We start from the raw sequence: 13,763 nt of genomic DNA, 5'->3' as shown, positions 1-13,763 counted from the left end.
CAGGCATCCCGTAAGGGTGCCGTTAAGACCTCTAGCTGCTCAGGGGATTCTTCGATGGCTGCGTCATCAGCGGTTGCGACACGCTTCGCAGCCGAACAAGTCTCAATATCATAACACCGTCTACCGGGTTTGGTATGAAATGTGCATGAAATCACATAACCGCAGGTGGCGATACCTTTAAGGACATGAAACATGTGGACCGGCATGACCCCGAGACCCGACGCTGGGTGACCGAAGCCATCCGACGCGTCGAGGCCGACGCCCATCGAAGCTGCGACACGCATCTCCACGTCTTTCCGCTTCCCACCCGCTGGGGGCTAAACCTCTACCTGAAAGACGAGTCGGTCCACCCCACCGGTTCACTGAAGCACCGCCTCGCCCGTTCGCTCTTCCTGTACGGCCTCGCCGGCGGCTGGATCGGCCCCTCCACCACGGTCGTGGAGGCCTCCAGCGGGTCGACCGCGGTGAGCGAGGCGTACTTCGCCCGGCTGGTCGGCCTGCCCTTCATCGCGGTGATGCCCGCCTCGACCTCGCCCGAGAAGATCGCCTTGATCGAGTTCTACGGCGGCAAGTGCCACCTCGTGGAGAACCCTGGAACGATCTACGAGGAGTCCCGGCGCCTGGCCGCGGAGACCGGCGGTCACTTCATGGACCAGTTCACCTACGCCGAGCGGGCCACCGACTGGCGGGGCAACAACAACATCGCCGAGAGCATCTTCACCCAGATGCAGTTGGAGCCCCACCCCGAACCCGCCTGGATCGTGGTCGGCGCCGGTACCGGTGGCACCTCCGCCACCATAGGCCGATACATCCGCTACCGCCGTCACCCCACCCGCCTGGCCGTGGTCGATCCGGAGGGCTCCGCCTTCTACTCCTCCTGGTGTTCCGGCGACGACACCGTCACCGCCCCGGGCTCCCGCATCGAGGGCATCGGCCGCCCCCGTGTCGAACCGTCGTTCATGCCCACCGTGATCGACCGCATGGTCCAGGTGCCCGACGCCCGGTCCATCGCGGCCATGCGCTGGGTCCGCGAGGTCACCGGCCGCGACGTCGGCGGCTCCACCGGTACCAACGTGGCGGCGGCCGTGGAGATCCTCCGCGAGATGCGCGACGCGGGCGAGCAGGGCAGCGTCGTCACGCTGATCTGCGACGGCGGCGAGCGCTACCGGGGCAGCTACGACGACGACACCTGGCTCGCCGACCGCGGCCTGGACATCGCGCCCCACCTGGAGGACCTGCGGGCCTTCCTCGGCGAGGGGTGAGCGAGGGCGGGCCTCGGCGGGCGGCGTTGACGAAAGTCAAGGGTGATCGAGGACGATCGATGATCGTTCCCGCTCCCCGATGGGTCTACGGTCGGAGGTGACCGACAAAGCACTGACTTGTGACCCAAGAGTGGATGAAGAGTGAACGACGCTATAAACATCGAGGATGTCCCGGACGTCAGCGCCGAGTGGTACCGCGACGTCACGGAGTTCGCCCGTGACACGCCGTCCTGGTCACACGGCCTGGCGGAGCTCGGCACGGAGGCCGTCATCGTGCTTCTCGCGGCCCTGCTGGTGTGGGCGTGGTGGCGGGCCCGGCGGCAGGACGCGCGGGCGATGGCGGCGGCCGTCATCGGGCCCGTGGCCGTGGTGGTCGTCTACCTCCTGAGCGAGGTGCTCAAGAACATCGTCCAGGAGGAGCGGCCCTGCCGCGCGGTACCGGGCGTCGCCGCCCTCGCCCCCTGCCCCGAGTACGGGGACTGGTCCTTCCCCAGCAACCACTCGGTGCTCGCCGCCGGGGCGGCGGCCGTGCTCCTCCTGGCCTGGCGCAGGGCCACGCTCCCGCTGCTCGCGCTGGCCGTGCTGGCGGCCTTCTCCCGGGTCTACCTCGGCGTTCACTACCCGCACGACGTCGCGGCGGGCTTCCTGCTGGGCGTGGTCGCGGCGCCGTTGCTGGTGCTGCTGCTGACGCCGCCGCTCACACCGCTGGTGGACCGCCTGCGTGGCCAGGCCCTGTGGCGCCCGCTGCTGGGCGGCACCGGGGCGGTCACCGCGGAGGCGGGCTGGGATCGGGATCCGCGAGCCCGGCCTCATGGGCGATGATGGCCGCCTGAACCCGGTTGCGCACGTCCAGGCGGGTCAGGATCGTGCTGACGTACGTCTTGACGCTGCCCTCGGCCAGGTGGAGGCGCCGGGCGATCTCCGCGTTGGACAGGCCCGCCCCCACCAGGCCGAGGACCTCGCGCTCCCGCCTGGTCAGCGCCTCGACCCGGGTGCGGGCCGCCGCCGCGCGGGCCAGCCGCCCGCCGGCGATCTCACCGATCACCCGGGACGCCACCCGGGGTGAGAGGTACGCGGCCCCCTCGGCCGCGGCCCGCACCGCCAGCAGGAACTCGCGCGGATCGCCGGTCTTGAGCAGGAACCCGGCGGCGCCCTCGCCGAGGGCCCGTGCGATGTAGGCGTCCTTGCCGAAGGTGGTCATGATCAGCACCGCCGTCCCGGGCGCCACCCGGTGGATCTCGGTGATCGCGGCCAGGCCGTCGAGATCCGGCATCCGGATGTCCGCCAGCGCCACGTCGGGCCGGTGCCTGCGGACCGACTCGACCAGGCTCCGCCCGTCGGAGGCCTCGTCGACCACCTCGATCGCCGGGTCGGCCGACAGGATCATCCGCACCCCCGCCCGGATCACGGGCTCGTCATCGGCCAGTACGACTCGGACCACCATGCTCCTCCCCCTTACCGGATTCCGCTCCGGGCCCCGGAGCGGAACCGCGCCCGGCGCCGTCCCCCGGCAGGAAATCCTTGCTCGCCAGCCGCCCACCCGAGAAGCACAGCCGGTAGAGATCGTGCCGCCGCCCGTCGAAGGGGTTGCCGTGCGTGCTGTAGTAACGGCAGACGGCCCCGGCGGGCGCCGGCGGCTCCGGGCCCGTGCGCGCCGGGGACTCGACGCGGGTCCTGGCCGGCAGCACCGCCCGGACCTCGGCCAGTTCCCGCCCCACCCGCAACCGCTCGAAGTCGGCCGGGCGCAGCGTCGAGGTCACCGCGTCGTACGTCATGTAGCCGAGCACGGCCGCCGTCACACCCGTCCCGGCCACCAGTGCGGCGGCGACCGCGGTGAGGCGGGTACGGCGCACCCGCCGCCGTTCCTCGGCCAGCCGGACCGCCGAGCGGGACGGCGGGGCGGTCCGGGCCTCCCCGGTGGCGGCGACCCGGCCGGGAACGTGCGGCACCCGGGCCACCAGCTCGAACACGCCGTCGCGCTCGCCCGCCCGGAAACTCCCCCCGCCGAGCCTGACCCGTTCCGCCAGCCCCACCAGCCCGAGCCCACCCCCCGCGCGAGCCTCTCCCCGGTCGGCGGGCACCAGGTCGTTGGTCACGGTCACGTGGGTCTCGCCGTCACGGTGGTCGAGGGTCACCCGGACCAGGGCGCCCCGGGCGTGCTTGGCGGCGTTGGTCAGCGCCTCCCGGACCACCCGGTAGGCGGTCCGCTCGACCATGGGCGGCGGCGCGACCCGCCCCTCCAGGCGCAGCTCGACCGGTACGCCGGAGGCGCGGGCGCGCCTGACCAGCTCGACGACGTCCTGCCGGCCGGGCTCCGGCCCGGCGGACTCGCAGTCGCCGTGCAGCACCTCGACGATCTCGCGAAGTCGCTCGGAGGCGGCGGTGACCGCTCTGCGGGCCTCGCCGGCCGCCTCGCGGTAGCGCTCGTCGAGACCGGGGGCCACCTCCAGCCCACCGACGCGCAGGGCGATCAGGCTCAGCTCATGACCGAGCAGGTCGTGCATGTCCTCGGCGATGCGCGTCCGCTCCCGCGACCGAGCCTGTTCGGCGATCATGAGCTGCTCGTGTTCGAGCCGCTCGGCATGGTCCCAGCCGACGCGGGCCAGGTGCAGGCTCTGGCGCCGGTGCCTGCCCACCAGCCACGGTACGACGCCGAACAGGGCGATCCCGGCGATCCCGGTGAGGCCGGCGGTGAATCCGGCCCCGGGCTCCCCCGCCAGCAGGGGCGCGAGGACCACGACCGTGGCGGACGCGCCCAGCAGCCCGGACAACACCGGCCAGACCTCCGCCGTCCGCACACCCGCCAGGTAGCTCGTGACGACCATGGTCGGCGGGAACGCGGCGACCCCGAGCACCGAACCGTCCCGCGAGACGATCGAGACCGCCCAGCAGGCGGCGGCGACGAGCACCGCCACCGGGGGCCGGCGCCGAGAGGCGGCCACCGCGACCGCGAGGAGGGCCGCCTCGGCGACCGGCTCCCACCAGGCGTACCCCCCGGCGGCGGAGGTCAGGACACCCCACAGCACGGGCAGGCACAGGCCCGCCCAGAGCAGCACGTCCTCCACCCGGTGGCGCCGGGTGCCCGGGTCGGTCACGGAAGATGTCATCCGATCGACGGTAGCCACCCGCCGGGGGTGCTTCCACCGCCGAAAGTCAATGATCGGCGCCTGCCCGGCCGGACCCCCGCGGCCGGAGCCCCGACGGGATCAGGCGGCCTTGGCCGGGTCGACCTCGAAGATCTTGGCCAGGTCGTCGAGGATGGCGTGGGCGCCCTGGATGCCGACGGCGCTCATCCAGGTGACGTCGTTGACGTCGTGCTTGGTGCCCTTGAGCTTGCCCCACAGCGGGTTGGCCTCGAACTTCTCCTTGACGGGGGTCACCGCCGGGTCCTGGAAGGCAGCGATGAAGATGTGGTCGGCGTCGAGCTGCGCGATGTTCTCCTGGCTGATCGGCACCATGATCGTGTCGGTGACGGTCGGCTGGTCCTCGGGGCGCGGGAAGCCGACGTCCTTCAGCACCAGGCCGGAGTAGGAGTTCTCCACGTACAGGCGGACGGTCGGCTCGCCGGCGAAGCGGACGACGGAGACCGTGGGCAGCTCGCCGTCCTTGGCCTTGATGGACTCGCCGATCTTGGCGGCGCGCTCCTGGTAGGCCGTGATCTTCTGCTCGGCGAGGTCCTCCTTGCCCAGGGCCTGGCCCATGAGCCTGAGGTTCTCCTTCCAGATGGCGCCGGTGGTCTCGCTGAACACCGTCGGCGCGATCTGCGACAGCTTGTCGTACAGCGCCTCGTGGCGCACCTTGGCCGAGACGATCAGGTCGGGCTTGAGGGCGACGATCCGCTCCAGGCTGGGCTGCTCCAGCGTGCCGACCGAGGTGGCATCCTTGGCGTGGCCGAGGACCGGGGCCAGGTAGTCGGGGAGCTTCTCCTCGATCGCCCGGTAGGTGGTGAAGCCGACGACGTCGGTCTCCAGCGTCAGCACCGCGTCGACGAAGCTCTGGTCGAGAGCCACGACGCGCTTGGGCTGAGCGGGGATCTGCGTCTCGCCCATGGCGTGCTTGATCGTGCGGGGGAAGGTGGTCGCCGCGTCGCTCGCCGCCGGGGCCGCGGACGCACCGGTCGTGCCCGAGGGCTCCGCGGCGGTGCCGGAGGTGCTCGACCCGCAGGCCGCCAGCCCGGTGGACAGCACGACTCCCACCGCACCCAGGGCGAAGGCACGCAACGCTCTCATCTGATCAAACTCCTCGGCAAAGATAAGGCTAACCTTATTTAGGTTATACATACCTAAGCTGGCATACTCATATCGGGTCAGGCAAATACCGGGAGGACGGGTGATCAAAACGGCGGTCGCGGCGCGACCCGTCCCCTCCGGGGTCCTCCGGGGAATCCACCGGCACCGGTTGCTCGTCCTCGCCGGACTGTGCGCGGCGCTGGCCGTGGCGACCGTCCTGAGCATCACGGTCGGCGCGAAGGCCGTCCCGTTCCCCGACGTCTGGCACGCGCTCACCGGCCCGACCGGCACCGAGAACGACATCGTCGTCCGCTCGCTGCGTGTGCCGAGGACCGCCATCGGCGTCATGGCCGGGGTGGCGCTCGGCGTCGCGGGCGCCCTCATGCAGGGCCACACCCGCAACCCGCTGGCCGACCCGGGCCTGCTCGGCGTCACCCACGGCGCGGGGTTCGCGATGGTCTTCAGTGTCATGGTGCTCGGCGTGAACAGCCTGTACGGCTACATCTGGTTCGGCCTCGCCGGCGCCCTGACCGCCAGCGCGGGGGTCTTCGCCCTCGGCATGGCCGGCGGCCGCGGCGGTCCCACCCCGGTGACCCTGGCCCTGGCCGGCACCGCGGTCAGCTCCTTCCTGTACGCGCTCACCTCGGCGCTGGTCCTCATGGACGAGCAGACCATGGACGTCTTCCGCTTCTGGCAGGCGGGCTCGATCGCGGCCAGGGGCGCGGACGTCGCCTGGCAGGTGTTCCCCTTCATCGCCGTGGGCCTGGTCCTGGCGCTGGCCAACGCGCCCGGCCTCAACGCGCTCTCGCTGGGCGAGGACGTCGCCAGGGCCCTCGGCCAGAACATCGCGCTGACCCGCGGCCTGGGCATCGCCGCGATCACGCTGCTCAGCGGCGCCTCCGTGGCGGTCTGCGGCGCGATGGCCTTCCTCGGCCTGATCGTCCCGCATCTGACCCGGCCGCTGTCCGGCCCCGACCACCGCTGGCTGCTGCCGTACTCGGGCCTGGCCGGCGCCACCACGCTGCTGCTGGCCGACGTGATCGGCCGGGTGGTCGCCCGCCCCGGCGAGCTGGAGGTCGGCGTCGTGCTCGCCCTCCTCGGCGCGCCCTTCTTCGTCGCGCTGGTCCGGCGCAGGAAGCCGGTGCGGCTGTGAAACGGGAAGCAGGCGCGGCGGTGGGACAGGAAGCCGGTGCGGCGGTGGGACAGGGGCCGGCCGCGGCCGTGGCACGGGAAGCAGGCACGGCGGCGACACGGAGGGCGGCGGCCCCGGCTCGGGGGAAGACCGGCCCGGCCGTGCGGCTCACGGGCGGCCTCCCGCTGCGGGTCGGCCCGGTCTCGTGGCTGTTCCGGCCGCGCTCCGTCACCGTGACGGCGGTCCTGCTGGCCGCCACGGTGCTGCTGATGGCGCTCACCATGCGGCTGGGCGACATCCCGATGAGCATGCCGCAGGTCTTCCGGGCGATCGTCGGTGACGGTCCCGACCACTTCGTCGTCATGGACCTGCGGCTCCCCCGGGCGCTGACCGGCGCCCTGGTGGGCGCGGCGCTCGCCCTGGCCGGCGCCATCACCCAGGCCGTCGCCCGCAACCCGCTGGCCAGCCCGGACATCCTCGGCGTCACCACCGGCGCCAGCGTGACCGTGGTCGCGGTCATCGTGACGGCTGGCAACGCCTGGGGTGGGACCAGCGGCGCCCTGGCGCAGGTGGGCCTCCCGGTGACGGCCCTGGCCGGCGGCCTGGCCGGCGCCCTGGCCGTCTACCTGCTCTCCTGGCGCCGCGGCCTGGACGGCTACCGGCTGGTCCTGGTCGGCATCGGGGTCTCCGCGGTGTGCACCAACCTCAAGTACTGGCTGCTGACCATCGGCGACGTCAACGACTCCAGCCGGGCCATGGTCTGGATCAGCGGCTCGCTGAACGGCCGGGGCTGGGAGCACGTCGTCCCGGTGGCGCTCGCGCTCGTCGTGCTCATCCCCCTCACGCTGCTCGGCACCCGCTCGCTCGGCGCGCTGCGCTTCGGCGACGAGACCGTCACCGGCCTGGGCGTGCGGATGAACCTCGCCAGGGTCCTGATGCTCCTGGCCGCCGTGCTGCTCGCCGCGACCGCGACGGCCTCGGCGGGGCCGATCACGTTCGTCGCGCTCGCCGCGCCGCAGATCGCGCTGCGCCTGGTGGGGGTGGCGCAGCCACCGCTGGTCGTCTCGGCTCTGGTGGGCGCCGTCCTCACCACCGCCGCCGACCTGGTCGCGCGGACCGCGTTCAGCCCCGTCGAGCTGCCGGTCGGCGTGGTCACCGCGGTCCTCGGCGCCCCCTACCTGATCTACCTCCTCATCCGTGTGCGCAGGGAGGCACGTTCTTGAGACTGCAAGCCGTTGGCGTCACGCTCGGGTACGGCGACCGCGTCATCGTCGACGGCCTCGACCTCGGGATCGAGGCCGGCACGGTGACCACGATCATCGGACCGAACGGGTGCGGCAAGTCCACGCTGCTGCGAGCACTGGGCCGGCTGCTCAAGCCGTCGGGCGGCGAGGTGCTGCTGGACGGCAAGCGCATCGACCGGATGCCCACCAAGGAGGTGGCCAGGGTCCTGGGTGTGCTGCCGCAGGCACCGACGGCGCCGGAGGGGCTGACCGTGGCCGACCTGGTCGCCAGAGGGCGGCATCCGCACCAGACCTGGTACCGGCAGTGGTCGTCCGACGACGAGTCGGCGGTCAGCGAGGCCCTGTCCATGACCGGCCTGCTCGATCTGGGCGAGCGTCCCCTGGACGAGCTGTCGGGCGGGCAGCGCCAGCGGGCGTGGATCTCCATGGCCCTGGCCCAGGGCACCGACCTGTTGCTCCTCGACGAGCCGACGACCTTCCTGGACCTCGCGCACCAGATCGAGGTGCTGGAGCTGGTGCGCCGGCTCCACGGCGACTTCGGCCGCACCGTGGTGATGGTCCTGCACGACCTGAACCTCGCCGCCCGCTACGCCGACCGCCTGGTGGCCATGCGCGAGGGCAGGGTCGTGGCCGCGGGACCGCCGTCCGAGGTCCTCACCGAGACCCTGCTGGCCGAGGTCTTCGAGCTGGACGCCAAGGTCATCGAGGACCCGGTGGCGGGCACCCCGCTGGTCGTCCCCATCGGCACCCTGTCACACACCCCGCGCTGACCCCGGCCCTCCGCCACACGCCCGGTGCGGGCCCCGCGCCGGCACCCGCCCTCCCGTCCCGCCGCGGGGCGGCGCGGGGAACGGGCGGGCGGGGACGCGGGGTGTTCCTCAGTCGCCGAGGAGGGCGTCGACGAAGACCTCGGGGTCGAACGGGGCCAGGTCGTCCGGTCCCTCGCCGAGGCCGACGAGCTTGACCGGGACGCCCAGCTCCCGCTGGACCGAGATGATGATGCCGCCCTTGGCGGTGCCGTCGAGCTTGGTCAGGGCGATACCGGTGATGTTGACGACCTCGGCGAACACCTGGGCCTGGCGCATCCCGTTCTGGCCCGTGGTGGCGTCGAGCACGAGCAGGACCTCGTCGACCGTGGCCCGTTTCTCGATGACGCGCTTGACCTTGCCGAGCTCGTCCATCAGGCCGGTCTTGGTGTGCAACCGCCCGGCGGTGTCGACGATGACCACGTCGGCCTTCTCCTGAATGCCCTCCGCCACGGCGTCGAAGGCGACCGAGGCGGGGTCGCCGCCCTCGGGGCCCCGGACGACCTGCGCCCCGACCCGGTCCCCCCACGTCTGGAGCTGGTCGGCGGCGGCTGCGCGGAAGGTGTCGGCGGCGCCGAGCACGACCTTGCTGCCGTCGCCGATGAGGACACGGGCCAGCTTGCCGGTGGTGGTGGTCTTGCCGGTGCCGTTGACGCCGACCACGAGGACCACCGCGGGACGCTCGCCGTGCGGCTTGACGTTCAGGGTCCGGTCCATGTCGGCGCCGATCTGGGTGAGCAGCTCCTCCCGCAGGAGGGTGCGCGCCTCCTCGGGCGTCCGGCTGCCCAGCACCTTGACCCGGGTGCGCAGCTCCTCGACCATCGCCCGGGTCGGCCCGACGCCGACGTCGGCGGTGATCAGGGTCTCCTCGATCTCGTCCCACGTGTCGTCATCGAGACGGTCGCGGGAGAGCAGATCGAGAAGCCCCTTGCCGAGGGTGCTCTGCGACCGGGCCAGCCGGGCGCGCAGCCGCACCATCCGGCCGGCGGACGGCGGCGGAATCTCGATCTTCGGAACGACGATCTCCGGCTCGACCGGCCGGGTCGGCGGCGGGACGGTGGTCGTGGCCGCGTCTTCCTGGACCGCCCCCCGGGACGGCGCCTGCCCCTCCTCGGGGATCGGCGGCGCCTCGGGCGGCGCGACCGGCGGCGGCGCGCTCTTGCCACCTCCCCTGAACAGCAGGAACATGCCGCCCGCCGCAAGCAGGGCGACGACGACGATGATCGCGATTATGCCGAGATAGGCTTCCACAAGACCACAGTTTTCCAGACGACCCGGGATGCTCCGACACCCCGGGGTCAGACCGCCTCGTGTTCCCTCAGGCGCTGGCTGATGACCTGACTGACGCCGTCACCCCGCATCGACACCCCGTACAGCGCGTCGGCGATCTCCATTGTGCGCTTCTGGTGGGTGATGACGATGAGCTGCGAAGTCTCCCGCAGTTCCTCGAAGAGGGTCAGCAGCCGCTGGGTGTTGGTGTCGTCGAGCGCGGCCTCGACCTCGTCCATCACGTAGAACGGCGACGGCCGCGCCTTGAAGATGGCGACCAGGAACGCCACGGCGGTCAGCGACCGCTCGCCGCCGGACAGCAGTGAGAGCCGCTTGACCTTCTTGCCGGGCGGCCGGGCCTCGACCTCGACGCCGGTGGTGAGCATGTCCTCCGGGTCGGTGAGCAGCAATCTGCCCTCGCCACCGGGAAAGACCCGCGAGAAGATCGTCTCGAACTCGCGGGCCACGTCCTGGAAGGCGGCGCCGAAGACCTGCTCGACGCGCTCGTCGACCTCCTTGACCACCAGGAGCAGGTCACGCCGGGTCTTCTTGAGGTCCTCCAGCTGCGAGGTGAGGAACGCGTGCCGCTCCTCCAGGGCGGCGAACTCCTCCAGCGCCAGCGGGTTGACCTTGCCGAGCTGCGCCATCTGCCGGTCGGCCGCCCTGGCCCGCTTCAGCTGCTCCTCCCGGTCGTAGGGCACCGGCTCGCCGTCGGCCACGAGGACCGGCTGGTCCGGGCCGTACTCGGCGATGAGGGTGTCGGGCTCGACGCCGTACTCCTCGACCGCGCGCGCCTCCAGCTGCTCCAGGCGGAGCCGCTGCTCGGTGCGGGCCACCTCGCTGCCGTGCACCCGGTTGACCAGCTTGTCCAGCTCACCGGAGAGCTCGCGGACACGGAGCCGGACGGCCTTGAGCGAGGCGTCGATCTGCCCGCGCGCCCGTTCGGCCTCGTCGCGCTCCTCGGCCGCGGCGGCCAGCGAGGCGTCCAGCGCGCGCAGCGCCAGCTCGGTGCCCCGGGCGACCGCCCGGGCGGTACGGGCCTGCCGGCGTCGTCGTTCCCGCAGCTCGGCGGCCCTGGCCCGCTCCTCGCGCTCCCGCTCGGCGGCGCGGATCAGCTCCTCGGCCCTGCCCTCGATGCCCCTGACCCGCTCCTCGGCCGTCCGCACCGCCAGGCGGGCCTCCATCTCGGCCTGCCTGGCCGCCGTGCAGATCTCGGCGAGCTCGTCGCGGATCTCGGTGGCGGGCTCGGCCGGGAGCTCCTCCGCGCCGACGGCGGCGGCCAGCCGTTCCTCCAGCTCCGCGAGCCCGGCCGCCTCCCGGTCGCGTGCCTCCCGCGCGGCCTGCACGCCCCGGGCCAGGCGCTCGCACTCGTCGCGGGCGGCCTTGGCCGCGGCGCCCAGCTGGGCCAGGCGCCTGGCCGCCTCGGCGACCCGCTGGTCGGCCTCGCGCTGCCTGGCCCTGACCTCGTCCAGCGTGGCCTGCGCCGCGTTGACCCCGGCCTGGACGGCCTGCACGCCCGTCTGCGCCTCGGCCACACGCGCCTGGGCGGCCTCGACGGCGAGCTGGGCCTCGGCCTCGGCCTCGGCGGCCTCCTCCAGCACCGCGGGGGCGCACTCGGCGGCGATCCCGGCCTCGGCGAGGTCGGCGGCCGCCTCGTCGAGCGCGGCCCGCACCTGGAGGGCGGAGGTGCCGCCGGCCGAACCTCCCCGGGCGGTGTAGGCACCGAGCAGGTCGCCGTCGCGGGTGACGGCCCGGAGTTCGGGACGCTGCTCGACGGCCTTCCTCGCGGTGTCGAGATCGTCGACGACGAGCACGCCGGCCAGCAGGTGGGCGACCGCGGCCCGCAGCTCGGCGGGGACCGTGACCAGGTCGATCGCCCACTCCGCACCGGCCACGGGGACCGGGCCGGCCGGGCGCCCCTCCCCCGCCGCGGCGATGACCATGCCGGCCTGGCCGCCGCCCTGCCCCCTGAGGAAAGCGATGGCGTCGGCCGCGCTCTGCAGCGACTCCACGGCCACCGCCTCGGCGGCGGCGCCGAGCACCGCGGCCACGGCCACCTCGGCACCGGGCCGCACCGAAAGCATGGTCGCCACCGGGCCGATCACTCCGGTCAGGTCCGCGGCGAGCAGGGCGGCGCCGCCGTCGGCGCCCCTGGCGAGACTCAACTCCAGCGCCTCGAACCTGGCCTCCAGGGCGGCCACCTGGCGCTGCGCCTCCTGGTCGGCCTTGCGCGCGGCGGCGAGGGCGCCCCTGGCCGCGGCGAGCGCGGCGTTCGGACCGGCGACGGCCGCCTTGGCCTCCTCGACCCCGGCCCGGGCCGCGTCGACCGCGTGCCGGGCCTGCTCCACGGCCTCCAGGGCGATCTCCAGCTCCTCGGCGAGGGCGGGATCGGCGGCGGGCTCGGCCAGCTCCTGGCTGTCATGCTCGGCCTGGGCGGTCTCGGCGCGCTGCTCGGCCTCCTCCAGCGAGCGCCGCAGCCGCCCGATCTCCTCCTCGGCCGCCGTCACCCGGCTGCGCACGGCACCGACCCGGCCCTTGAGCCTGGCCAGCTCCTCGCGTCTGTCGGCCGCGGCCCTCGCCTCGGCCGCCAGGCGCCGCTCCTCGGCGGCGAGCGCGGACTCGGCCTCGGCACGCCTGGCCACGGCGACGGCGAGCGCCTCCTGTTCCTGCGCGAGCAACTCGGCCAGGACCCGCTCCTGCTCGCGGACCTCCTCGGCCTCCCGCTCGAAGTCCTCCGGGTCGCGCCCGCGCCGCTCCACCGCGGTGTCGGTGGCGTGCCGGTGTCGTTCGGCGGCGAGCCCGCCCAGGCCACGCAGGCGCTCGCGCAGCGACGACAGGCGGAAGAAGGCCTCCTGCGCGGCGGCCAGGCGAGGCTGGGCCTCGGCCTCGGCGGCCTCCAGCTCGGCCTCGGCGACCTGGTTCTGCTCCAGCTCGCCCTCCACCGCGGCGCGGCGGGCGAGGATGGCCGCCTCGTCGGCGATCTCGCGCTCCAGGGTGGTGCGCAGGGTCAGCACGTCGTCGGCGAGCAGCCGGAGACGGGCGTCGCGGAGGTCGGCCTGGATGACGGCGGCCTTGCGGGCGATCTCGGCCTGGCGGCCCAGCGGCTTGAGCTGGCGGCGCAGCTCGGTGGTGAGGTCCTGGACCCGGTTCATGTTGGCCTGCATGGCGTCGAGCTTCCGCAGCGCCTTCTCCTTGCGCTTGCGGTGTTTCAGGACGCCTGCGGCCTCCTCGATGAACGCCCGGCGCTCCTCGGGACCGGCGTGCAGCACCTGGTCGAGCTGGCCCTGCCCGACGATGACGTGCATCTCCCGGCCGATGCCAGAGTCGGACAGCAGCTCCTGGATGTCGAGCAGGCGGCAGGTGTCGCCGTTGATGGCGTACTCGCTCTGGCCGGCCCGGAACATCAGGCGGCTGATCGTGACCTCGGTGTAGTCGATCGGGAGCATGCCGTCGGAGTTGTCGATGGTCAGCGTCACCTCGGCGCGGCCCAGCGGGGCCCGGGAGGACGTGCCGGCGAAGATGACGTCCTCCATCTTGCCGCCGCGCAGCGACTTGGCGCTGTGCTCTCCCATGACCCAGGCCAGGGCGTCGACCACGTTGGACTTGCCGGAGCCGTTGGGGCCGACCACCGCGGTGATGCCCGGCTCGAAGCGGAGCGTGGTGGCCGAGGCGAAGGACTTGAACCCGCGCAGGGTGAGGGTCTTGAGATACACCGAAACCCCCCGTCCATCCCCCGGTGCCCGCCGACCGGCGCGGTGCCGCGCGCCTCGACCCGGGCGCCGGCGAACGTGCCGCGCCTCGTCAACCGGCCGCTTCGCTCC

At 73.1% G+C, this 13,763-nt stretch carries 10 protein-coding genes and 1 tRNA gene; 5 read left to right on the top strand and 6 right to left on the bottom strand.

Translation table 11 applies throughout. From position 1 onward, the window contains the following. Positions 1 to 185 precede the first annotated feature (185 nt). A complete protein-coding gene (locus ABD841_RS03495) occupies positions 186 to 1,262 on the top strand; it encodes a PLP-dependent cysteine synthase family protein (RefSeq protein WP_344967743.1) in 1,077 nt (358 codons plus the stop codon). A 141-nt stretch (positions 1,263 to 1,403) separates the two neighbouring features. After that, positions 1,404 to 2,084, top strand: a complete 681-nt coding sequence (locus tag ABD841_RS03490; RefSeq protein WP_344967741.1) for a phosphatase PAP2 family protein — start codon at positions 1,404 to 1,406, stop codon at positions 2,082 to 2,084. On the opposite strand, the gene ABD841_RS03485 is transcribed toward ABD841_RS03490, so the two are convergent. The 3 genes from ABD841_RS03485 to ABD841_RS03475 all read right to left on the bottom strand — a co-directional run bounded on the left by ABD841_RS03485 (position 2,029) and on the right by ABD841_RS03475 (position 5,491). After that, positions 2,029 to 2,703 (bottom strand): response regulator transcription factor, encoded by a 675-nt coding sequence (locus tag ABD841_RS03485; protein ID WP_344967861.1) that lies wholly within the window; start codon positions 2,701 to 2,703, stop codon positions 2,029 to 2,031. The two genes, ABD841_RS03490 and ABD841_RS03485, sit on opposite strands and share 56 nt — an antisense overlap. Continuing rightward, a complete protein-coding gene (locus ABD841_RS03480) occupies positions 2,678 to 4,369 on the bottom strand; it encodes a sensor histidine kinase (protein WP_344967739.1) in 1,692 nt (563 codons plus the stop codon). Before ABD841_RS03480 ends, ABD841_RS03485 begins: the two co-directional genes overlap by 26 nt. Positions 4,370 to 4,468: 99 nt before the next feature. Then, positions 4,469 to 5,491, bottom strand: coding sequence for an ABC transporter substrate-binding protein (locus ABD841_RS03475; RefSeq protein ID WP_344967737.1), 1,023 nt, complete (start codon positions 5,489 to 5,491; stop codon positions 4,469 to 4,471). A 100-nt stretch (positions 5,492 to 5,591) separates the two neighbouring features. Between ABD841_RS03475 and ABD841_RS03470 the strand changes: the two genes are divergently transcribed. The 3 genes from ABD841_RS03470 to ABD841_RS03460 all read left to right on the top strand — a co-directional run bounded on the left by ABD841_RS03470 (position 5,592) and on the right by ABD841_RS03460 (position 8,637). Further along, the gene (locus tag ABD841_RS03470; protein ID WP_344967735.1) at positions 5,592 to 6,644 is read left to right on the top strand and encodes a FecCD family ABC transporter permease; all 1,053 of its coding nucleotides are present in this window, start codon (positions 5,592 to 5,594) and stop codon (positions 6,642 to 6,644) included. Between the two features lie 140 nt (positions 6,645 to 6,784). After that, positions 6,785 to 7,846 carry a FecCD family ABC transporter permease gene (locus ABD841_RS03465; protein WP_344967733.1) on the top strand — a complete coding sequence of 354 codons (1,062 nt, stop codon included), beginning with the start codon at positions 6,785 to 6,787 and terminating at the stop codon, positions 7,844 to 7,846. Then, entirely contained in the window at positions 7,843 to 8,637 is a 795-nt protein-coding gene (locus tag ABD841_RS03460) for an ABC transporter ATP-binding protein (protein WP_344967730.1), read from the top strand. Before ABD841_RS03465 ends, ABD841_RS03460 begins: the two co-directional genes overlap by 4 nt. Before the next feature lie 108 nt (positions 8,638 to 8,745). Here ABD841_RS03460 and ftsY read toward each other — a convergent pair whose 3' ends face one another. From ftsY to ABD841_RS03445, 3 genes are all read right to left on the bottom strand, one after another. Further along, entirely contained in the window at positions 8,746 to 9,924 is a 1,179-nt protein-coding gene (gene ftsY / locus ABD841_RS03455; RefSeq protein WP_344967728.1) for a signal recognition particle-docking protein FtsY, read from the bottom strand. A 47-nt stretch (positions 9,925 to 9,971) separates the two neighbouring features. Continuing rightward, positions 9,972 to 13,634: a chromosome segregation protein SMC gene (gene smc, locus ABD841_RS03450; RefSeq protein WP_344967859.1), complete on the bottom strand. Its 3,663-nt coding sequence runs from the start codon at positions 13,632 to 13,634 to the stop codon at positions 9,972 to 9,974. Beyond that, positions 13,601 to 13,715: transfer RNA gene (locus ABD841_RS03445), tRNA-Arg, on the bottom strand. The genes smc and ABD841_RS03445 overlap by 34 nt, the downstream gene beginning before the upstream one ends. Positions 13,716 to 13,763 lie beyond the last annotated feature (48 nt).

The sequence above is a fragment of the Streptosporangium fragile genome, from assembly GCF_039534445.1.
GTDB lineage: Bacteria > Actinomycetota > Actinomycetes > Streptosporangiales > Streptosporangiaceae > Streptosporangium > Streptosporangium fragile.
Note: the sequence above shows the minus strand (reverse complement) of the source record. Positions and strands in the feature narration are given on the sequence as shown.